General features: G+C 35.4%; 19 protein-coding genes and 1 tRNA gene. 10 read left to right on the top strand and 10 right to left on the bottom strand.

Going from position 1 to position 22,544, the window contains the following annotated elements; genetic code table 11:
• Nucleotides 1-48 precede the first annotated feature (48 nt).
• From D017_RS11460 to D017_RS11440, 5 genes are all read right to left on the bottom strand, one after another.
• Nucleotides 49-2,322, bottom strand: a complete 2,274-nt coding sequence (locus D017_RS11460; RefSeq protein ID WP_035336638.1) for an aconitate hydratase — start codon at nt 2,320-2,322, stop codon at nt 49-51.
• 503 nt (nt 2,323-2,825) lie between these two features.
• Nucleotides 2,826-3,779, bottom strand: coding sequence for a MoxR family ATPase (locus tag D017_RS11455; RefSeq protein ID WP_035336637.1), 954 nt, complete (start codon nt 3,777-3,779; stop codon nt 2,826-2,828).
• A 9-nt stretch (nt 3,780-3,788) separates the two neighbouring features.
• The gene (locus D017_RS11450) at nt 3,789-5,216 is read right to left on the bottom strand and encodes a peptidylprolyl isomerase (protein ID WP_343215421.1); all 1,428 of its coding nucleotides are present in this window, start codon (nt 5,214-5,216) and stop codon (nt 3,789-3,791) included.
• On the bottom strand, nt 5,200-6,069 hold the full coding sequence (locus tag D017_RS11445) for a hypothetical protein (protein ID WP_035336636.1): 870 nt from the start codon (nt 6,067-6,069) through the stop codon (nt 5,200-5,202). Before D017_RS11445 ends, D017_RS11450 begins: the two co-directional genes overlap by 17 nt.
• Nucleotides 6,059-8,002 carry a peptidylprolyl isomerase gene (locus D017_RS11440; RefSeq protein ID WP_081804683.1) on the bottom strand — a complete coding sequence of 648 codons (1,944 nt, stop codon included), beginning with the start codon at nt 8,000-8,002 and terminating at the stop codon, nt 6,059-6,061. Before D017_RS11440 ends, D017_RS11445 begins: the two co-directional genes overlap by 11 nt.
• 132 nt (nt 8,003-8,134) lie before the next feature.
• On the opposite strand from D017_RS11440, the gene D017_RS11435 reads away from it, so the two are divergent.
• Nucleotides 8,135-8,377 (top strand): hypothetical protein, encoded by a 243-nt coding sequence (locus D017_RS11435; RefSeq protein ID WP_035336634.1) that lies wholly within the window; start codon nt 8,135-8,137, stop codon nt 8,375-8,377.
• 80 nt (nt 8,378-8,457) lie between these two features.
• Complete coding sequence (locus D017_RS11430) at nt 8,458-8,970, top strand: OmpH family outer membrane protein (RefSeq protein WP_035336633.1); 513 nt, start codon at nt 8,458-8,460, stop codon at nt 8,968-8,970.
• A 62-nt stretch (nt 8,971-9,032) separates the two neighbouring features.
• Here the strand turns inward: D017_RS11430 and D017_RS11425 are convergent, their stop codons facing one another.
• Both D017_RS11425 and glyA read right to left on the bottom strand, forming a co-directional pair.
• Complete coding sequence (locus D017_RS11425) at nt 9,033-9,419, bottom strand: nucleoside triphosphate pyrophosphohydrolase family protein (RefSeq protein ID WP_035336632.1); 387 nt, start codon at nt 9,417-9,419, stop codon at nt 9,033-9,035.
• Between the two features lie 355 nt (nt 9,420-9,774).
• Nucleotides 9,775-11,049 carry a serine hydroxymethyltransferase gene (glyA, locus tag D017_RS11415; protein WP_035336628.1) on the bottom strand — a complete coding sequence of 425 codons (1,275 nt, stop codon included), beginning with the start codon at nt 11,047-11,049 and terminating at the stop codon, nt 9,775-9,777.
• Between the two features lie 110 nt (nt 11,050-11,159).
• Here glyA and fahA point away from each other — a divergent pair, with 110 nt between their 5' ends.
• The 3 genes from fahA to D017_RS11405 all read left to right on the top strand — a co-directional run bounded on the left by fahA (nt 11,160) and on the right by D017_RS11405 (nt 13,451).
• Entirely contained in the window at nt 11,160-12,452 is a 1,293-nt protein-coding gene (gene fahA, locus D017_RS11410; protein WP_035336626.1) for a fumarylacetoacetase, read from the top strand.
• A gap of 14 nt (nt 12,453-12,466) precedes the next feature.
• Nucleotides 12,467-12,658 (top strand): hypothetical protein, encoded by a 192-nt coding sequence (locus D017_RS15280; protein ID WP_152023894.1) that lies wholly within the window; start codon nt 12,467-12,469, stop codon nt 12,656-12,658.
• 280 nt (nt 12,659-12,938) lie between these two features.
• Nucleotides 12,939-13,451: a DUF3575 domain-containing protein gene (locus D017_RS11405; protein WP_152023893.1), complete on the top strand. Its 513-nt coding sequence runs from the start codon at nt 12,939-12,941 to the stop codon at nt 13,449-13,451.
• A 188-nt stretch (nt 13,452-13,639) separates the two neighbouring features.
• Here D017_RS11405 and D017_RS11400 read toward each other — a convergent pair whose 3' ends face one another.
• The gene (locus D017_RS11400; protein WP_081804682.1) at nt 13,640-15,643 is read right to left on the bottom strand and encodes a LamG domain-containing protein; all 2,004 of its coding nucleotides are present in this window, start codon (nt 15,641-15,643) and stop codon (nt 13,640-13,642) included.
• A gap of 95 nt (nt 15,644-15,738) precedes the next feature.
• Between D017_RS11400 and D017_RS11395 the strand changes: the two genes are divergently transcribed.
• Genes D017_RS11395 through D017_RS11385 form a run of 3 tightly spaced genes read left to right on the top strand, consistent with a single transcriptional unit; the run spans nt 15,739 to nt 19,483 of the window.
• Entirely contained in the window at nt 15,739-16,257 is a 519-nt protein-coding gene (locus D017_RS11395; RefSeq protein ID WP_035336622.1) for a sigma-70 family RNA polymerase sigma factor, read from the top strand.
• Nucleotides 16,258-16,296: 39 nt separating this feature from the next.
• Nucleotides 16,297-17,196 (top strand): FecR domain-containing protein, encoded by a 900-nt coding sequence (locus tag D017_RS11390; protein ID WP_035336621.1) that lies wholly within the window; start codon nt 16,297-16,299, stop codon nt 17,194-17,196.
• Complete coding sequence (locus D017_RS11385; protein WP_051583887.1) at nt 17,189-19,483, top strand: TonB-dependent receptor; 2,295 nt, start codon at nt 17,189-17,191, stop codon at nt 19,481-19,483. Before D017_RS11390 ends, D017_RS11385 begins: the two co-directional genes overlap by 8 nt.
• Here the strand turns inward: D017_RS11385 and D017_RS11380 are convergent.
• Nucleotides 19,480-19,992, bottom strand: a complete 513-nt coding sequence (locus D017_RS11380) for an adenine phosphoribosyltransferase (RefSeq protein ID WP_035336620.1) — start codon at nt 19,990-19,992, stop codon at nt 19,480-19,482. The two genes, D017_RS11385 and D017_RS11380, sit on opposite strands and share 4 nt — an antisense overlap.
• A gap of 203 nt (nt 19,993-20,195) precedes the next feature.
• Between D017_RS11380 and D017_RS11375 the strand changes: the two genes are divergently transcribed.
• Nucleotides 20,196-20,269 (top strand) — tRNA-Arg (locus tag D017_RS11375).
• 892 nt (nt 20,270-21,161) lie between these two features.
• On the opposite strand, the gene D017_RS11365 is transcribed toward D017_RS11375, so the two are convergent.
• Complete coding sequence (locus D017_RS11365; RefSeq protein ID WP_035336617.1) at nt 21,162-21,803, bottom strand: 4'-phosphopantetheinyl transferase superfamily protein; 642 nt, start codon at nt 21,801-21,803, stop codon at nt 21,162-21,164.
• A 119-nt stretch (nt 21,804-21,922) separates the two neighbouring features.
• Between D017_RS11365 and D017_RS11360 the strand changes: the two genes are divergently transcribed.
• Nucleotides 21,923-22,540 (top strand): TetR/AcrR family transcriptional regulator, encoded by a 618-nt coding sequence (locus D017_RS11360; RefSeq protein ID WP_035336615.1) that lies wholly within the window; start codon nt 21,923-21,925, stop codon nt 22,538-22,540.
• Nucleotides 22,541-22,544 lie beyond the last annotated feature (4 nt).

The following is a 22,544-nucleotide window of genomic DNA, read 5'->3' as shown; positions in this document are numbered from 1 at the left end:
CTCCGCTGTAACCAGCGGAGCTTTTTTATAATTTAAAAGAATTACTACTTATGCAGCATTCTCCTTTTTTATTAAGTTAAGAGCACTTCCCTCACGGTACCAAGCAATTTGAGCATCGTTGTACGTGTGGTTTACCTTAATAGTATCCTTGCTACCATCTGCATGAACGATCTCGACTGTTAATGGAGTATCTGGTGCAAAACTAGCAATATCTACAAAGTTAAAAGTATCATCCTCTTGAATAAGATCATAATCTGCCTCGTTCTGGAAAGTAAGACCTAACATACCTTGCTTTTTCAAGTTTGTCTCGTGTATACGTGCAAAAGATTTTACAATCACAGCAGCTACACCTAAGTGGCGAGGCTCCATTGCTGCGTGCTCACGAGAAGAACCTTCACCATAGTTGTGATCTCCTACAACAACAGTTTTAATTCCTGCTTTTTTATACTCACGTTGTGTGTCTGGCACTCCACCATACTCACCTGTAAGTTGATTTTTAACAAAGTTTGTTTTCTTACCAAATGCGTTTACAGCACCTATTAAACAGTTATTAGAAATGTTATCTAAGTGACCTCTGTAACGTAACCATGGTCCAGCCATAGAAATGTGGTCTGTAGTACATTTTCCAAAAGCTTTAATAAGCAATTTCATCCCCTGCATCTCGCTATCTTTAATAGGCTCAAAAGGAGTCAATAGCTCAAGACGTTCTGAGTCTGAAGCAACTTTAACTTCTACACCACTACCATCTTCTACTGGTGCTAGGTATCCATTATCTTGTACGTCAAAACCTTTAGGAGGAAGTTCCCATCCTGTAGGCTCATCAAACATTACCTCTTGACCATCTTCGTTAAGAAGAGTATCTGTAAGAGGATTAAAGTCTAGACGACCAGAGATTGCAATTGCAGCAGTAATTTCTGGTGATGCTACAAAGGCGTGTGTATTAGGATTACCATCTGCACGCTTTGCAAAGTTTCTGTTGAACGAGTGTACAATACTGTTTTTAGGAGCATTTTTTGGATCACTGTAACGTGCCCACTGACCGATACATGGTCCACAAGCATTTGTAAAAATCTTAGCATCTAGTTTTTCAAAGATTCCTAAGATTCCATCACGTTCTGTAGTATAACGTACCAATTCTGATCCTGGGTTAATCCCAAGGTCAGATTTCATTTTAATTCCTTTGTCTAATGCTTGTTGAGCAATAGATGAAGCTCTTGAAAGATCTTCATAAGAAGAGTTTGTACAAGAACCTATAAGTCCCCACTCTACGTTAAGAGGCCATTCGTTTTTAGTAGCTTTCTCAGTCATATCCTTTCCTACAGTTGTAGAAAGGTCTGGAGTAAAAGGTCCATTAAGTAATGGTCCTAACTCAGAAAGATTTATGTCAATTACCTGATCAAAATACTGCTCAGGATTTGCATATACTTCTTTATCTGCTGTAAGGTATTCTTTTACGTCATTTGCCGCATCTGCAACATCAGCACGATCTGTAGCACGTAAATAGCGCTCCATAGACTCGTCATAACCAAAGGTAGAAGTTGTTGCTCCTATCTCTGCTCCCATGTTACAAATAGTACCTTTACCAGTACATGACATTGCCGTAGCTCCAGGGCCAAAGTATTCTACTATTGCTCCAGTTCCTCCTTTTGCAGTAAGAATTTCAGCTACTTTAAGAATTACATCTTTTGGTGCAGTCCATCCAGAAAGTTTTCCTGTAAGTCTAACTCCTATTAACTTAGGAAACTTAAGCTCCCAAGCCATACCAGCCATCACATCTACAGCATCTGCTCCACCTACACCTATTGCAACCATTCCTAGTCCTCCAGCGTTTACTGTGTGAGAGTCTGTACCTATCATCATTCCTCCTGGAAATGCATAGTTTTCAAGAACCACTTGGTGTATAATACCTGCTCCTGGCTTCCAGAAACCAATACCATATTTATTTGAAACCGACTCTAAGAAGTTAAAAACTTCACTAGATACATCGTTTGCGTTCTTAAGATCCTTTTCAGCACCTTCTTTTGCTTGAATCAAGTGATCACAGTGCACTGTAGTAGGTACTGCAACCTTATCTTTTCCTGCTTGCATAAATTGCAATAAAGCCATCTGTGCAGTTGCATCTTGACAAGCGATACGATCTGGCGCAAAATCTACATAATCCTTTCCACGAGTAAACGCTTTAGAAGCTTTTCCCTCCCATAGGTGAGAATATAAAATCTTTTCAGAAAGTGTCAAGGGCTTACCTACAAGGTCACGAGCAGCATCTACACGCTCAGACATATTTGCATAAACCTTCTTGATCATATCAATATCAAATGCCATATATAATGTATTAGGGTTGTTAAATAGTACCGCTCAATTTTGCGGTTCACGAAAATACAAAATACCTTAAAGAATAACAATAGCAGAAAGCTCCATACTGAGCTAATAGCGCGTATTGACAAACCATCTCAAATACAACGCACTAATTATGAAATTCAAAAAAAGAGGCGGCTCAAATTATCAAATTAATAATTTAACTCTTATAAAATTTCCTCATTGTAATATTCCGCTTTCGCGAAAATGTGATTTTATTGAATAGAAGAGCGATTATATAGAACGATACCTCCTAAGAACTATTTAAATACTTTAAAATCGACAACTATGCACTGAACTAAATAATCAATAGCTTATGTGACATAAAAAAGCCATCAAATCACAATATGGATTTAATGGCTTAGAAATTTTCACAACTTAACTAGTTGCAAATTTTTTAATTAAAAGACTGCTTTTTTTTTTAAAATCTTACTGTCAAGATTACGTCAGCATTTTTTCGCGAAAGCGTATTAAAATAAGCTCTTAATAATATCTTCAATACTTAAACCTTCTGCCTCTGCCTTGTAGTTTTTAATCATTCTGTGGCGAAGAATCCCCGTAGCTACTACCTGAACGTCTTCAATATCTGGAGAAAACTTTCCATGCACCGCTGCATGCGTTTTTGCTCCTAAGATTAGGTTTTGTGATGCTCTTGGTCCAGCTCCCCAATCAATGTAATCTTTTACAATCTGAGCTGCTTTATCTGTTTTGGGACGCGTTTTACTCACGAGATTCACAGCATATTCGATTACATTATCTGCAACTGGAATACGTCTCACTAGCTGTTGAATATCTATAATCTCTTGTGCGTTTAACAATGCATTTACCGTAGGTTTTGCAGCAGATGTCGTGGCTTTAACTACATCTACCTCTTCTTGAAAAGAAGGGTAATCTAGGTTTATAGAAAACATAAAACGGTCTAACTGTGCTTCTGGTAAAGGGTAAGTTCCCTCCTGCTCTATAGGGTTTTGCGTGGCCAGAACAAAGTAAGGAAGTGATAATGGGTATCGCTGTCCTGCTACCGTAACAACACGCTCTTGCATCGCTTCTAGAAGTGCTGCTTGAGTTTTAGGTGGTGTACGGTTGATCTCATCTGCAAGGACAATATTTGAAAATATAGGTCCTTTTATAAATTTAAATTTACGTGAGTCATCTAGAATCTCAGACCCTAAAATATCACTTGGCATTAAATCTGGCGTAAATTGTATCCTCTTAAAATCTAGTCCTAGCGTTGTCGCTATAGTATTTACCATCAAGGTTTTTGCAAGCCCAGGAACACCTATAAGTAATGCGTGACCTCCAGAAAAGATAGATAAAAGAATCTCATCAATTACTTTATCTTGACCTACAATAATCTTTGAAATTTCTGCTTTTAGAATCTTATGCTTTTCGACAAGATTCTTGATAGCGGCAACGTCAGACATAAATAACTATTATTTTTTTAACCAATTACTTACAAACTCACAGTCACGATTCTCACCGTTTATCTTAATGTAAGTTTCTACTATTTTTTCTTTTTGCCACTTTTCTATAGCAGCAATCTGCTTTTCACGCAATGCAAGATCTTTAATTTTAATATAATCCTTTACGTAGTCTGCTTTGTGCTCTTCAAGACGATTATCTACCGTATAGATCATAAATTGTTTTTTACCTGTTCTAGTTTGATCTGTATAAACTAGTGATACTTCTTTATCTGCAAGGTCATTTACTTTAGGGTAAATATCTGGATCTAGTCTACCTAATTCAAAGCGTTTATCTAGTGTTTGAGGATTAGTAAGTGTTCCTCCTTCAAATTTTGTTTCCTTTTCATCAGAAAATTCTTTGGCAGCTTCTTCAAATGTAAGTTCGCCATCTATGATACGTTTCCTTACTTTCTTTACTAGGTCTTTTGCCTCCTCTTCTTGAGCTTCTTTAATTTCTGGAACAAGCAGTATGTGTCTAATGTCCTTGCGCTCTCCTTTTGTTTTTTCTACAGTTACAATGTGAAAACCAAATTCTGTTTCAAAAGGTTCACTTATTTCACCATCTTGTAAACTGAAGGCCACATCTCTAAATTCTTTTACTAAAGGTGTTTTACGATCTATAACCATTAAACCACCATCCGGTCTTGAAGCTGCATCATCAGTATATAAAACAGCTTTAGTGGCAAAACTACTTCCATTCTCAAGAATATCTCTACGGAAACCGTTGAGACGGTCTATAACCTTCTGGCGTTCTTCCTCGGTAGCTTTAGGCTCAATTACAATACGTGCAATCTCTAGCTCAACTCCAAAAGTAGGAATCTCATCTGCTGGTATTCTATTAAAAAATGTTTTGATCTCGTCTGGAGTAACATCTACAGATTCAATTATCTTCTGATTCATGCGATCAGAAAGAATATTATTCTTTCTGATTGAAAATAACTCGGCACGTAAGTCTGCCATATTTTCTTTTCTATAAAACTCAACTACCTTCTGCTCAGAACCTAGTTGTGAAGCAAAACGCTGCACCATCTGGTCTACCTCAGAGTTAACACGACTATCTTGTACTACGATACTATCCTGAACAGCCTGGTGTGTGAGAAGTTTATTTTCTAGCAAACTTCCTAGCACTTGGCAAGGAGTAATATCTGCAGAAGCTTGACCTCTTTGCTTTATCTCAATAAGACTTTGATCAATATCACTTTCTAAAATCAAGTAATCACCTACTACCCCAGCTACACCATCTACTTTAAATTTCTTAAAAGGAGCTTTTACAGTATCATTTTGAACCGTTACTGCTGCTTCTTTAATCGTTGTAACTTCTGGAGTTACTGTTGTTTCTTGTGCAATACTAAGCTGTGCCGCTGCAAGCAGCACTACCATATTAATTGTAAATTTCAAATTGTTTGTTTTTAATAGCATCATCCTTAATCTCCTTTTCAAGCTTTTGTATAAGCGCTAATTTTCTTTTATTCTTAATAATCTGATTGATCGTTGGTCTTACATATTCCAACGGGGCATTTTCATTGCGCTCAAGCGTACTTCTTACAGCTACCAAATATAATCCTAATGAGTCTCGCAGTTGTAAGAAATTTGTTTTTTTTAACAAGTTGTTTGCATTCTCCTTGTTTATCGCATTTATTTGATCAATTACCACACCTCTTTTTATCCATATAGAATCATTTAGAAAATAATTCTTGTACTGAAATTTTAGTGAATCTAAAGCGTACTTATCCTTCTCATCCTTGCTTGTAAAATAAGATTCCAGTGTTTTTAGGTTTTGATAATCTTCGTCTACTTGAATGAATTTAAACTGAACCAGCGGTTCATTAAGTAAAAAGTTCTCTTTGTTTTCTTCGTAAAATTTCAACGCTTCACTATCAGAAACAACGCTATCTAATTGTTTATTTATAAGTGCATCTTTATAAAAACGAGTATATAAATCACTTCTATAGGATGACACGAGCGCTTCAAATTCTTCTTGATCTTCTTTTGGCAGATTTCTCAAGGCTCCATCTAGCAGTAGCTGACTTGTAGCCCAAGTATTGATGTAATTTTGTACAAAGGACGCGCTATCTGTCACTACATTCTTTGCCATAACTTCTTCAATAGTGCGCTTTGATAATGTATGATTATTTACCCGAGCAACAATAGTCTCAGTATCATCACTTTTAAAATAGCGACAACTCACCATTGACAGTGAAACTACTGCAAACAAAAGAAATACAACGACGCTGTTGTTTTTAATTCTCATATTTCATTATTAACGTATTCAAAACTTCTTTATTTACAGTGATTACACTTTTATCTCTTAAGTTTTTTACAAACTTAGCTTCCAGTGGTCTAGGTGTCGTTGTACGTGGGATACCCTTCACGTCTTTTAGTAATTGATCTTTTGCCTCTGTAATGTCCGTAACGTGATAAACCGTAAAGTTATCTCCATCTTCTATCAACTCACTTACTCCTTGAGATAGATGTTGTCCCTCTGGTAAATCTTCTTGAGTTAGAACCCTACTAGATAGTAATACAGGCGTATCATGCTTACTTTTCAAAGATAGTACGGCTTCTTCTGGCGTGATGCCTTTAGAAAGAAGGTTTCTATATTTTTTTGCTAAGCTTTTATTTTTGGTAGTACATACTGTAGCCTCATAAGTCTTTACACTTCTATAGTCTTCCTTATTCCCTAAGAAGAATTCTTGTAGACCTATACTATCTTGCTGAGCTTTTTTCCAGATATTAGTTTCTAATAAATCAAATAACAATAGACCTTCCTTGTATTCTTTTAATATGTCACTAAAATCTTGATCCTCCTCTTCTAGGTGCTCCAGATGATAGTTTTTAAGCACGATGCTTACAAAAGATTGAATTCTTTCTTTAACAAACTGATTTCTATTTCTATATGTTTTTCTTGGATAAGACGCTAGTAAATAGTCGGCTACCATTTTGTAAGTATAAGCAACTTTATTTCTTCCTAAGGTAAAGGCTACATTGCTTAATGCCGGATTGTTATTAAGAACAACCTTAGTTTCAGAATATTTCTCTGGAAAGATTCTTTCTAAATAGGGTTGCAATCCTTCATCAAGAATTACATTATATCTATTTCTTAACTTGTTATCTAACTTGTCTGATATTACTTGTGCCCTAGCGTCTCTTTTTACTTTACTAATTAAAGTAGATTGGACATCCTGATAACTAGGAATTGGTGTTTTAGATAATAACTTTAATATATGCCAACCAAATTCAGTTTTAAAAGGTTGTGAGATATCCCCTATATTTTCAAGTGAAAATGCTGTTTCTTCAAAAATTGCACTCCTTAGTTGCCCTTGCTCAAATTCTTCTAGTTTCCCTCCTTTTCTATATGAAACTCTATCATCACTATAATTAAGTGCTAGTGTTTCAAAAGAGGCACCTTCTTTCAATAGCTTAGTCACCTCATTAATTCTTTGCTCTGGAATAATAGTACTGTCATTTTGATTTAAAGCAACCATTACATGAGCCACCTTTACTTTCCCCTTTGATTTGCGAGTCGCGATAGGCTCAACTATATGATATCCAAAACTCGTTCTAAAAGGCTTAGACACCTCATTAATTGCCGTGTTGTAAGCGGCATTCTCAAATGGGTACACCATTTTAAACGCTTTAAACCAGCCTAAATTCCCACCATTCTTTTTAGCTGATGGATCTTCACTTACTTCTCTAGCTACTTTTTCAAAGTTTTCACCTTTAATTATACGTTCTCTTACTCGAGTGATCTTTTGATAAGCTACAAGTGTATCACTAGGTGAGGCATCTGGGTTAAGCCTAACGAGTATATGTCTCGCATTGAGCTCGTTTACAGTTCTATTATAAGCTTCTTTAACAAGCTCTTCTGTAACCTTGACGTCATTGAGATAGCTTTTTGCCAGTTGTGCGCGATATGCAGATATTTCATCTCGATAAGACTTTTTCTTATCAAGACCTAGCTTATATGCTTCTTGAACTTTGAGCTTGTAATCTATAAAGAGCTCTAAATAATCTTTTGGGGAACTCAACGCATCCTCTTTTATAAGGTCACTATTTTTCTCAAAGACTCTTATAAACTCCTCACTATAAACAACTTCATCATTTATTGTAAGAAGAATATCTTTTTGAGCTTGAGCAGATGCAAATCCAAAAAGAAAAGTAATCAATAAAAACAAGTGCTTCATAGCGTTCTAAGTATGTGCAAAAATAAGTATTATGAACTGTTGTACCATAGCAACGAGCTTATAGAATATTTAGTACCTATTGAGCTAGATAGAAAATATATGCTATATTTTTGTTAGAAATAAAATCATATTATGCCTACAGAAGAACGACTTAAACTAATTTGGGATTTTAGAGGTCCAGATGCACATAAAATTGCTTTACACCATGAGATTCACTTAAAAGAGTATGCAGCTGCACAGGTATTAAATACTCCCATTACAGGCACTCAACAAGTTACAGAAGAACACAGCATTGCATTTTTGGTAGTTGATAAAGAAGCGATGAAACCAGTGAGAGATGCGCTCAAACCTCACCGAGGGCAGCTATTTACTTAAAAAGTATCACTTGGCATAGATATTGTCTTCTATCACATATATTTGCACGCGCAAATGATAATCTTAATAAATACTATACAATGAAAAAAATCGTACTTGGAATGTTTGTAGTCCTATTTACTGCAACCGCTTTTGCTCAAAGCAAAATAGGAACTGTAGATGCCGACTTCATTCTCTCAAAAATGCCTGAACTTACAGGAGCCAATGAAAAAGTAAAAGCTTACAATCTTGATCTTGAAACGCAAATGAAAGCAAAGATTGAAGACTATGAAGCAAAGGTAAAACTATACCAAAGCGGTCAAGCGACTTTTACAGATGCAGACAAGAAAACAAAACAAGGAGAAATCATCGCTCTTGAAGAAGATATCTCAAAATTTCGTCAGAATGGCGCTCAACTTTTACAATTAAAGCAATCTGAAGTTGTACAACCACTTTACAAGAAAATAGGAGAAATGGTAACTGTAGTTGCTAAGGAGCAAGGATACTCACATATCCTTACTATAGGTAACAACAATAACTTTGCATATGCAGACCCTGCATCAGACATTACAATGGCTGTTCTTACTAAACTAGGAATCACAGTAGAAGAGTAATCTTATACCGCATTTTATTAAGAAGCCGCTTCTACTAGATAGAAGCGGCTTTTTTTATGTCATTACTTATCAAGTATACTTTTAATATCTGGCTTAAAATAATTAGGTCCCTTAAGCACTTTTCCATCTTCGCGATAGATAGGTTTTCCATCGGCTCCTAGTTTACTCATATTTGAGCGCTGGATTTCATTAAAAACTTCTTCAATTTTATCTTGCATACCATGCTCGATAATCGTTCCGCATAAAATATACAGCATATCCCCTAGCGCATCTGCCACTTCTACTAGGTCACCAGCGTTTGCAGCTTCTAGATACTCTTCATTTTCCTCTTTCATGAGGTTAAAGCGTAGTTCATTTTTAGATTGCGGGAGATTTGCGGTAGGTTTATCTTTTCGATCAAGACCATAAGTGTCATGAAATAATGTTACGGCGGCTATTTTATTTTTCATAAAGGATTTTGTTTTGTTACGCTTTCGCGAAAGCGTACTCAGTCGTATTTTTACAACTCCTAAAATACTTTAAATGTTTAGTACTGGTCAGATTATATTTGTTGTTTTTTTTATTGTGGCTTTTATCCTTCTTATGGTATGGAGTTACAGAAAGGATTTATCTCTACACAAAAAGCAATACAAAGGAAGTAAATGGGTGCTGGTAGGCTTTATGGGTTTTATCGCTTTACTTATAATCATCAAACTCGCACTGAAACCTTAATAATGTCACTGGAGTATACATGCTGTATGAAACTATTATAAAAAACAAAAGCCCGCTATATGCGGGCTTTTATTTTATGTGAAATGGCAAGTGTTATGCTTTAAACAATGGTCTGTGCCCCATCATCTCGTTCACACTTTTTGCAACGTTTTCTAGCACCTCGTCATTATCGTGGTGCTGTATTGCCTTGTCTATAAAGTTTGCAATCTCGTGCATATCACCTTCTACAAGACCACGTGTAGTAATTGCTGCGGTACCTATACGTATACCTGAAGTTACAAATGGTGACTTGTCATCAAATGGTACCATATTTTTATTTACCGTAATATCTGCTTTCCCTAGTGCTTCTTCGGCAGCTTTACCTGTTACATCTTTGTTGCGTAGATCTATAAGCATCATATGATTATCTGTACCTCCAGATATAATGTCGTATCCTTTAAGCACAAGTGCATCTGCCAGCGTGGTGGCATTTTTCTTAACCTGTACCATATAGTGTAAAAACTCATCTGTAAGTGCTTCTCCAAAGGCGATTGCCTTTGCTCCTATCACGTGCATTAATGGCCCTCCTTGGTTCCCAGGAAAAATACCACTATCTAACAATGAAGACATCATTCTTAGCTTTCCACTCTTTAATTTGATTCCAAAAGGATTTTCAAAATCCTTCCCCATCATGATCATTCCACCGCGTGGTCCTCTTAGGGTTTTGTGTGTGGTAGTTGTTACTACGTGACAGTGTGGAATAGGATCTGCAATGATTCCTTTTGCGATAAGACCTGCTGGGTGTGCAACATCTGCAAGAAGGATTGCTCCTACTGAGTCAGCAATTTCGCGAAAGCGTTTATAATCTATCTCACGAGAGTATGCAGAAGCTCCAGCAATAATCATCTTAGGCTGCTCCTTTGTTGCTATCTCTTGTATTTTATCATAATTAAGTAGTCCCGTTTCCTTCTCTACTCCATAAAAAACTGGGTTATACAAACGTCCAGAAAAGTTTACTGGAGATCCATGCGTAAGGTGACCACCGTGTGCAAGATCAAAACCTAAAAATTTATCTCCTGGCTTTAAACATGCATGAAACACTGCTGTGTTTGCTTGCGATCCAGAGTGTGGCTGTACGTTTGCATATGCAGCTCCAAAGAGTTCCTTTGCGCGTTCTATAGCAAGTGTCTCTACCTCGTCTACTACTTCACAACCACCGTAATATCTTTTTCCTGGGTAACCTTCGGCATATTTGTTTGTTAACACAGAACCTGCAGCTTCCATTACTTGGTCACTTACAAAGTTTTCTGAAGCAATAAGTTCTAGTCCGTTTAATTGGCGTTCTTTTTCTTCTTGTATTAGGTCAAAAATGGCAGTATCACGTTGCATAGTAAAATTGTTTGTTAAAGTGATACAAAAATACTACAAAGACTTTTTAAGAGTGCTATAAATCCTATATTTGAAGAGAGAATTACAAACAACTTATCAAATAATAGACAATGCCACTATCTGCTAACGATCCCTCTAGAAAAACTTGGCTCGAAACGCCAAAAAATACAGATTTCCCAATACAGAACATTCCTTTTGGTGTATTCTTAACGCGTGATGACGTTATTACAATAGGGACGCGTATAGGTGATTACGCAATAGATCTTGGTGCTTTACACCAGTTAGGTTACTTTGAAGGTATCCCACTTACAGATGATATTTTTTTACAAGACACACTCAATGATTTTATTGCAGATGGCCGTAAAACATGGAGATTAGTACGTAACCGCATTGCCGAAATTTTTGAGGAAACAAACGAATCTTTACGTAATAATAAGAAAGATTGTGAAGTTGTAATTTTCAAAATGGAAGAAGTTGAGATGCAATTACCTGTACAAATAGGTGATTATACAGATTTCTACTCAAGTATAGAGCATGCTACAAATGTAGGAACCATGTTCCGCGGTGAGGAAAATGCTTTGATGCCTAACTGGCTCCATTTACCTGTTGCATATCACGGGAGAAGTTCTTCTGTAATACCATCAGGAATTCCGGTACACCGTCCTAACGGTCAGAAATTACCTAACGGAGCTACAGAGCCTATTTTTGGCCCATCAAGATTAGTAGATTTTGAACTAGAGATGGCTTTTATTACTACAGATGCAAATAATCTAGGTGAATCTATCACTACGGCAGATGCCGAAGAAAATATTTTTGGACTTGTACTCTTTAATGACTGGAGTGCTCGAGATATTCAAAAATGGGAGTATGTGCCACTGGGACCATTTCTTGCAAAAAACTTTGCCTCTTCAATCTCTCCTTGGATTGTAACTCTTGATGCACTTGAGCCTTTCCGCGTTGAAAGCCCTAAGCCTAAAAAAGAATTACTTCCTTACTTACAATATGAAGGAAAGAAAAGTTTTGATATCAATCTTGAAGTAGCATTACAACCAGAAGGAAAGAAAGAGACTACGGTTTGTAAATCTAACTTTAAGTATATGTACTGGAACATGAGCCAGCAACTAGCGCACCATACTGTAAATGGATGCCCTGTAAATGCTGGAGATATGATGGGAAGCGGTACACTATCTGGAAAAACACCAGATTCTTACGGATCTATGCTCGAGTTATCATGGAGAGGAGAAAAGCCTGTCAAACTTGAAGAAGGTGGTGATCGTAAGTTTATTGAAGATAATGACACAGTAATTATACGTGGTTACTCTAAAACAAAGGATTATCCACGCATAGGTTTTGGCGAGGTTTCGACAAAATTACTTCCTGTATTTGAGCCTAAAACTAAATAGTGAATCGTCTATAAATGATTAAAACGATTGCTTTATACTTAGTCATGTTACTAGCGGTGGCCTTCTATGCTAGCGCCTTTTACTTAGGCTATTTACTTCTTACACTTATTTTTGGTAACACTGTAAGTATCGTTATCATTTTAAGTTGTGCCACATGGTACTTTGTGAGAGACTTTAGAAAGAAAAGAAGAGCAAGATTGCTTTAATTTATAGTATCACGCTTTCGCGAAAGCGTATAAAACAAAAAAAGGTTAGCTACACGGCTAGCCTTTTTTTTTATTGATAAAGCCTAGTATTGAAGGATCTACAAGCAGGTGTGGCAATCACCTTCTAAAGCAAAGATTTCTTGTACAACGACAAAATTCTTAGTGCCATAATTAAAAGTTAAATAGTTTATGCATTATGTTATTTACCAAATTCTTAACTATCTCAAGAAGGAAAACCGTATAGATTTGACTTTATAACTAACTTTATAATTCATTCATCATGAGACAATTAATCACTTTATCATTACTATTATTTTGTACTACTATGTTTGCACAAGAACAGTTTGAAAAATCAAATTTTTCAGAATTAAAATTAAACGGGCTCTCTACCGCCTTAGGTACAATTGACGTAGAATTTGAAAGAACAATTAATGAGAACTCTTCTTTTGGGACATCATTATTTACCACTTTTAATGACTCCGGCGCAGCATTTCAATATGAATATGACAGTGGAATCACTGGTTTCTATAGACGCTATTTGAGCAAGAAATATGCTAGCGGACTTTTTGTTGAAGGTTTTACAATGTTTCACAGTACCAAAATCCTTGAGCCTTATACTACACCAGATACAGATAATAATCTACTTATAGGTTTAGGTGTAGGTTACAAGTGGATTTCAAAAGAAGGAATCATTTTACAAGCAAATTTTGGAATGGGAAGAAACGTTTTTGAAACCAACCAAGATAAAGTGAGTGGTAGAGCGGGAATTAGTATAGGCTATCGTTTCAAGTAATATAACTTGAAAACAATGCTTGTAAAAAAGTACCTCTATGTTAGATGTATACTATTCACTTTACAATAGCATGCATGCCGCGGGTATCAACTTTATAGCATCACGCTTTCGCGAAAGCGTATAAAACAAAAAAAAGGTTAGCTACATGGCTAGCCTTTTTTTATTGATATAGTCTGGTATTAAGGGATCTACAAGCAGGTATAGCAATCACCTCCTAGAGCAAAGAGTTGCTGAATTTCGGTGGCGTTTAATGCATTCTTGTACACTCTAAGATCATCCACGTGACCTAAGAAATTCTGGCCAAGTGTATATTCATTTAATGCAGTACTACCTATGTCAAGTGCGGCATTAATAACCTCGTTACGAAGAATACCGTCTCTGTAAAGTTTCACAGTGTTTGCACCATCTACGGTTATTGCTAGATGATGCCAGTCGGTATTCATCCACTCTACATCTGCTTCATTACTCCAATCTTCATCTACAATTTGAAAATCACTTGTAAAGAAAGTTGGCGTATTAAAGTTAGTCACACCTAGAGCAAATCCTTCTTGACTTGCATCTGTACCCTTTTGAAATATAATTTCTACATCTCCGGAGTTTGTATTTTGCATTTTAAACCAGACACTTATAGTATACTGATCCCCTTGTACAATACTATTTTCTCTAGTAACAGGTATTGTAAATGAATCCTGATTAAAACTAATTGCGCAGTGATCGGAGCCATCTCTATCTACGACACATTCATTTATAGCAGCGCTGTTTACATAACCACTTATAAGCTCTACGGGATATTCAGATAAAGGCATATAAATCACGAGATCATTAAGATAATCTTGTGGATTACTGCAACAATCTACTACAGTAAGATTGATAAAAAATATTTTAAACTCACTTGTATCACTTAAAAGTGTTGCTCGCACCCATAGCTGCTCTGGACTAGTAGTTGTAGTATAATTGGTAGGGTTTGATATCGCATTTGTTTGGTTGCTAGCATCCTCTCGGGTGTAGTAATATGCAATATTTACTTCTGAGGTGTCGCAGTCTAGAAGTGTTTCTGTTAGGTCAAAGGTAGCCTCACCTTCTTGACCATTATCACATACATTTAGTACAGCACTAACAAAACAATCTAATGGCTCTTGAAAGCAGTTTCGCTCAAGCGTCATTATATCATCGCCTTTCTCTAATAAAAGGGTCTCTTCATCACATTGTGTTACCGTCCAGTTACCACCAATATTTGTATGTAAAACAGGAAGATCTAAAAAGCTAAGTCTAACACCAGAAGCTATTGCAGAAGTAGACCATGTTGCCTCTGCTATAATATTAGTGTCAAAATATAAAAGGTAATTATTTGTACCAAAAGAAAATACATAATTACTAAGCGTATCTTCATTATTGTAAGAAGTTATCTGCCAGTAACAACTCATGAGAAAATCGTTTACCTCACTCTCCAAACATACATCTTCCTCAAAATGATAGGTATCATCTTCCTCACAACTCGAAGAAGCTTCTACCAGCGCAGATGATAACGTACTATGGCTTGACATCTCCTGCGTTGTATCATCATGAGCTCTCATAACAATAGGAAAATTAATAGCTGTTACAAGATTACTTCCTTGTACAGTATTTACAAAGGATAGCAATTCTCTATCGCTCTGTACACTGACTACATTTGCAATAGTAAATTCTGGATCAAAAGTGCTAAAGCCAAAAGGGTATACAAAATCAACACATTCTATATCTGCGTCATTTTGTGTAGTCTGTCCGCAAGCTTCTACGAGTTCATTGAGGGCTATCTGTGATGCAACCACAACTTGATCATGCGTAGACGTTATAACTGTGACAGGAAAATCAATAGTATAATCATCTGCATTTCCTTGTTGCTCAAAAAGTGCTGCTATGGTTTCAAAATCGCCTGTGTGGTTTACTATAATATCTGCATTATTTATAGTGACAGTAACTGGCAAGACAAGCTCTAAGCAAGATGCCCTATCAATAATATCATCATGAGACCCATCATTAAGAGCGACATTATGCATTAATTGCATTAACTGTGCGTTCACATTGTCTTCTACACCTCCCTCGATTGAGCTTTGTTCATTAAGATCATCTTGACACCCTATTGTCATGCATAATAGCATCAATAACAATGGTCGCTGTAAATGTCTTAAGAATGAGGATGCTATGATTTGCATAGTTTTATTAAAGTACTGCAATAATAAAACAACTTTAAATAAAAAACTCCTACCTCTTTTAAGTTATTATATACATTTCTCTATTATTGCACCCAATGAAGAAAGGAGACAACAAAGGTGTTTGCCACGAAACTATCTATAATAGGGTCTTTAAAGCGCATTCTAAAAATCTTTATAATTTTCTTTACTACAAATTTGGGAACGACTATAATCCCGAAGATAAAGTACAAGAGGCATTTATCAAGCTCTGGGAAAACTGCTCAAAAGTTTCTGAAGAGAAAGCAAAAAGCTATCTATTTACCATAGCAAATAACCTCACGCTTAATGCCTATGCACACAAGAAGGTGGTCTTAAAATTTAAAAAGAATATCCCCAAAGGATATACAAATGAGACTCCAGAATTTGTACTTGAGGAACAAGAATACCAACAAAAACTTGAAAAAGCGATTGCAAATCTCACAGAGGCGCAACGAACCGCTTTTTTACTAAACCGTGTAGAAGGAAAAAAACACAAGGAAATTGCAGCGCTCTTAGGTATATCTACAAAGGCAGTAGAAAAAAGAATTTACGGAGCTTTAAAAAAATTAAAGGTAGAAATTGCAGAGCTCAGGTAGGAGAAACAACAATAACCCTGTTACATATACAGTAACGCTATGGAAAAAGAACAATTAATACGTAAATGGCTCGATAATGAGCTTACCGAGAGTGAGCTTCAAGCATTTAAAAATCTTGAAGAATATGATCAGTATATCCGTATTTCTGATACTGTCAAGAACCTAGAAATCCCTACTTACAATATAGACACTCAACTTGAGGTGTTGCAGGCACGTATAGAGGCTAAGAAATCTAAAGTGATTTGGCTAAAACCTTTTCTTCGTATCGCAGCAGTACTTATCCTATTTGTAGGTGTTTACTTTGCTGTATCACAAAGATCTACTAGTATTGAGCACTACACTCATATTGCCCAAAAAGAAACCATCACATTGCCCGACAACTCTACAGTGATGCTCAACGCAATGTCTTCTATTTCTTATGATGAAAATACTTGGGAAGCACAACGCAATGTATCTCTAGAAGGAGAGGCATATTTCAAAGTGTCTAAGGGAACTACATTTAACGTTACGACTACAAATGGGACTGTAACGGTATTAGGAACACAGTTTAATATCAAAAATAGAGACGAATACTTTGACGTAGTGTGTTATGAAGGTTCTGTAAAAGTTACAACCGCGGCACAGGAAGTAATATTAAAAGCTGGAGACCGCTTTCGCGAAAGCGTACTCATAGCAGGAACTAAAATCACAAATACTCCCAAAACACCGTCATGGACGTATAATGAAAGTTCGTTTGAAAAAACTCCTTTAAAAGAAGTGATTGCAGAACTAGAAAGACAATATCAAGTTCAAGTTGATGTAAACGAAGTATTTTCTCAAGAACTATTTACAGGTACATTTACCCATGACAATCTAGATATTGCTCTAAAATCTATAAGTCTACCTTTTAATTTAACCTATACCAAAGAGGAAAATAAGGTAACTTTAGCTCGTGATTAAGAAAGTTTTCTCAATACTTTTTCTTCTATTATTCTTTTTATTTTTTTCTGATTTACGATCTCAAGAAAATAACAGTGAAAGAATATCTCTGGTTGCTGTTTTAAAAAGCATCGAGACAAGGTATGACGTGAGATTTTCTTATGTAGATGAACTCGTTTCCTCTATTAAAATACCACGCATTTCAACAGATAAAAGTCTTGATGATGCGCTACTTCTTATCACAAACTATACGGGCTTTGATTTTAACAAACTTAATAATCGATTTATTGTTTTAAGGGATCTCAATAATCCTAGCGAAATTCATGAGCTAGATAATATTTACATTGCTTCCTTACTTACTTCTGGAATCTCAAAATCTAGTTCTGGTATCACAATAATAACACCAAAGCAATTTGGCATTCTTCCTGGTATTATAGAACCGGATGTCTTACAAACAGTCCAAGCATTGCCTGGAATTATAAGCACAAACGAGACCGTTTCTGACGTAAATATACGTGGCGGTACAAACGATCAAAATTTAATACTTTGGGACGGTATTAAAATGTACCAATCTGGACATTTCTTTGGTCTTATATCTGCTTTTAATCCTTATTTAACTAAACAAGTTGAAATTATAAAAAATGGCACAAGCGCTCGCTATGGTGACGGTGTATCAGGTGTACTCAAAATAGGTTTAGAAGACAGTATTTCTAACAAGAAAAGCGGTAGCATAAGTGGCAACTTATTGCATGTAAAGGGATTTGCGAGACTACCACTCACAAAAAAAGCAACTGTACTCCTATCTGCTAGAAGATCTCACACAGATATAACTGATACGCCTACATATCGCAGTTATTCAGATCGTATTTTTCAAGATACAGATTTGGAAATGAGAAATAACCTTCCCATTTCTACAACAAATATTAATTTCTTTTTTTACGATATAAGTGCAAAATACATATACAACATAAGCAATCGTGATTACTTAAGTATAAGCGCCACCACGCTGTTTAATAAGCTAGAATATGATGAAAACACTACTGCGACAGGAGTTTTTGCACGCAGTGGCATTGATCAAGGAAATAGTGCTTTAAAAATAAATTATGCAAGAAAGTGGAATGCAAAACTTAAGACTGATATTAATATGTATGCCTCAAACTATAATCTAAGGGCACGTAATTTTAATATAGAAAATAACCAACAACTTGACCAAGAAAACGAAGTTCTAGACATAGGTCTCAAATTAAACACACAGTTAAGGCTAAGTAATAATTTAAGATGGGAAAATGGATATCAATTTACAGAGATAGGAACTAGAAATCTCGCACAAACTAATAATCCGTTATTTTTTAGTAATGAAAAAAACATCACTCGCACACAAGCGCTATTTACAGAGCTTTCTTTTCTCTCAAATAACAAAACCACCCAATTTACTGCAGGCACGAGAGCCAGCTACCTAGAACGTTTTAAGAAGTTTATTATAGAGCCTAGACTACGTTTTAGTCAGCGGTTTTTAAATTACTTTAAGGTAAGTGCTCTAGGTGAGTTTAAAAACCAATCTGTATTCCAAATTATAGATCAACCCAATGATTTTTTAGGACTTGAACGAAGAAGATGGGTTGCAGCAAATAATGAAAATCTACCCATTTTAAGAAGTAAACAAGCCTCACTAAGTCTTGATTACACTAAAAGTAAATGGTTATTTAGTATAGAAGGTTATGTAAAAGATGTCGCGGGCATTAGCTCGAGAAGTCAAGGATTTCAAAATCAATTTCAATTTGTAAATGCTACAGGATCCTATAATGTTATAGGCATGGATTTTCTTGCCAGAAAAAGATTTAAATCCTTTACCAACTGGCTAAGTTATTCTTATTCAAAAAACAACTACACTTTTAATACTTTAAACAACGGTCAAAGATTTCCAAATAACAATGATATAAGACATTCTATAAGCGCTGGAACTTCATATAATCTTGAGCGTTTTAAACTTTCACTAGGATTTAATTGGCGTTCTGGCACACCATTTACACGCCCACAAAATCAAAGTGTTCTACAGAATAATCAGATTGTTTATGAGAGACCTAACTCTTCATTATCAGATAGCTTTCTGAGGTTTGACATCTCTACCATATACAATTTCAAAATGCTTAATAATCATGCTCAAATAGGCGCATCTATCTGGAATCTGATTAATAGCGACAATATCCTTAACACCTATTATCTAGTTGATAGTGATAATGAAGTACAGCAAATGACTGTAAAATCACTGGGCTTTACACCAAACCTTAGTTTTCAATATAACTTTTAGTAAGTAATTGCGGCGGCTACGTGCTTTCCAACTAATTTATCTCTGCCCTTTAAGAAGTCTAGCTCGATAAGAAAGTTACATTGCACTACTTCTCCTCCTAGTTGCTCAACAAGAGCAATTACAGCTGCAGCTGTTCCTCCTGTGGCTAATATGTCGTCATGCAATAGGACTTTATCTCCTGGCTTGATAGCATCGCTATGCATCTCAAGGATATCTGTACCATATTCAAGCGCGTACTCCTGAGATATCCTATCATAAGGTAATTTATTAGGCTTTCTTACAGGCACAAATCCAGCGTTTAGTCTTTTGGCAAGCAACGTACCAAAAAAGAAACCCCTAGCCTCTATTCCTACTACAACATCAATATCTGTTTCTGGAACGAGTGTGTATAAAATCTCTTCCGCTTTCGCGAAAGCGTTTGCATCACCCAACAATGGAGTAATATCTTTAAAAGTAATTCCTTCTTTAGGAAAATCTTGAATATCTCTTATGTAATCTGAAATTTGCATGCCGTAAAGTTACCATTTTGGATTAAACACTTTAATTCTTAAAAAATATTTATCACATACAATTTATGTAATTATTTGACTTAAAGATTAATAGAAAAATATTACAAAATAATTGTAATATTTTGTTGATTTTATTTGTTTAAATGAAACAAACAATTGTATATTTGCACCCCGAAACGAACTAGTAATTGTTCTTTCAATTAGGCCTCGTGGCGCAACTGAATAGCGCACTTGATTACGGCTCAAGAGGTTACAGGTTTGAATCCTGTCGAGGTCACGAAAAGCTTTTCAAAAAGCACCATAACTGCGCTAATCTTAGGATTAGCGCAGTTTTTTATTTTATATGGCTTCGTTTAATATCATTTAATGATATTCTACAATCTCATTAACTTATGAGTACACTTACCTCAAAATTGAAATTCTACCCAAAAGAATTAGCTCACCCTCACTTCTCTTAATTACTGATTTACAGAATTTTAAATAATTAAATGTAAATTTGAATTTCAAAATATAACCGCTTAATTAACAACTACTATCTTTAACTTGACCGTAGTGTTTTCTAAAATAAAATATCGATAACTCGAATATAATTTCTTAAAGTCAACTCTATAATTAGATTTGAATACATTTGCTATTGCAAACCCTTAACACATTATCAAAATGAGCAATACGAACATCGTACTGAGCAAGGCCGATAAGAACATCTTAAAATTGATGTCTAAAGGCATGACACACTTGGAGATCTCTAAGAAGCTAACTGCAAACAACCAATCACCAGCTAGTACTTCTCACATTGAGAAATTAATTATGAAGCTGAAAAAAAATTACAAAGCTAAAACCTCGTTTCAATTAGGTATACTTCTATATAAAGATGGTTATTTCAAATAGACACTTTATATAATCAAGTAAAATACATTGGGCTCTGGAAATTGAACATAAGCAGTTTTCACTTCCATTTTTTAAAGATTTTCACCCATACAGTTACGTAAATGACTGAATGGGTGACCTATCTTTGGTGTACACTTTCTGCACAACATTTCAATAGTAAGATAATATAGAACACCTCTTATCATAGTTCTTGAGAAAAACTTAAGTCCTCCAGTACAATCAATCTTATACTATCGAGCCTGATAAAATCAGTACATCTACATTAGGAAATACTTTTTTGATTATCGCAAAAGCGCTTCCAGTGTAATATACTTACAAGTAAAATCAACTTCCTTATCTACAGCTATCATACCATTAAATTCAGTATCAAATGTAAAGGGATTTAAGTAGTATTTTTGCCCCTTATAGATACCGTAATTATCGTATACCTCTAGTTCCTTTAACTCTTTTAACGAGCAGCCTACTGCTTTAAGCAGAGCTTCCTTCCTAACCCAGTACCAATAGAATTTGTCTAGTGGAATTTTATTTTGAATAATGTTATTCCACTCTAAATCTGTGAAGAGATACTTAAAGAACTTCAAATCGACATCTTTTCTTTTTTCGATATCAATACCGATTTGAATATTGGCACCAAAAACTAAAACTACGTACCCATTACTATGCGAAATTGAAAAATTAAAGCCATCAATACTGGGTTTTCCATTCTCAGAATAGGTAATATCTTCTATCGAAAATTTTGAATATTCACTTGCTAAAATGGCTTTTCTCAACAGTAACCTTCCAGTGACAAAGCTTAAAAAATCACCTCTATCTAAATACCTAAGAGCCCTATTTACAATAGAATCAGGCAAATATTTCAATAATTGATCATCGGTATATTTTTTAAGCTCCTTCGACAAACAAACAATCCAAATTTCTTTCATTTTAGTGCAATTGAAAAACATTTATGATTAAATGCCTATGAGTCTCATTTATAATTCCGTTTTTTGTGGTACCAACAAGAACCTACTCGGTACCAGTTGGCCAAATTTAGGAAAACAATATGATTACCAAGGAACACATTATAGAGATAACCACTCAATTGTACTTAAAAAATGGAGTTAAGGCTGTTACCATAGCAGATATCAGCAAGGAATTGAGTACCTCTAAACGTACCATTTACAATCATTTTATCGATAAAACTGATTTAATGCAAGCCTGTGTAGAACAATATCTGGCTAGTATAAGAACCAAGAACGATGATATCATTAATAGCTCTAGCTCTGCTATTGAAGCTATGGGAATGATTCAGCAACAAATTTTAATAAGAGCAAATTATAGTAATGCTCACTTTTATAAAGAAGTATTAAAATATTACCCTAGCATCTTAAAAGACTCTTATAAGAAAAATGCAGAATTCGCTTTTAGAGAGTTACTCTATTTATCTAAATGGGGTGTAAAAGATGGGTTTTTCAGAAAAGACTTGGATCCAGAGGTAACAATGGCCACCGTTCAAACTCTTTTAAAATTATGCAATAACACAAAGATTTTCCCATCTAAACATTATTCTAAAGCTAGGCTCACCGAAGGTATTATGGTTGCTTACTTAAGAGGGTTATGTACTGACAAAGGTCTTGTTGAAGTTGAAAAGCACAAGCACCTTTATTTAAATATAGACTAAAGAT

This window comes from Dokdonia sp. PRO95, from assembly GCF_000355805.1.
In the GTDB taxonomy this organism is placed as follows: domain Bacteria; phylum Bacteroidota; class Bacteroidia; order Flavobacteriales; family Flavobacteriaceae; genus Dokdonia.
Note: the sequence above shows the minus strand (reverse complement) of the source record. Positions and strands in the feature narration are given on the sequence as shown.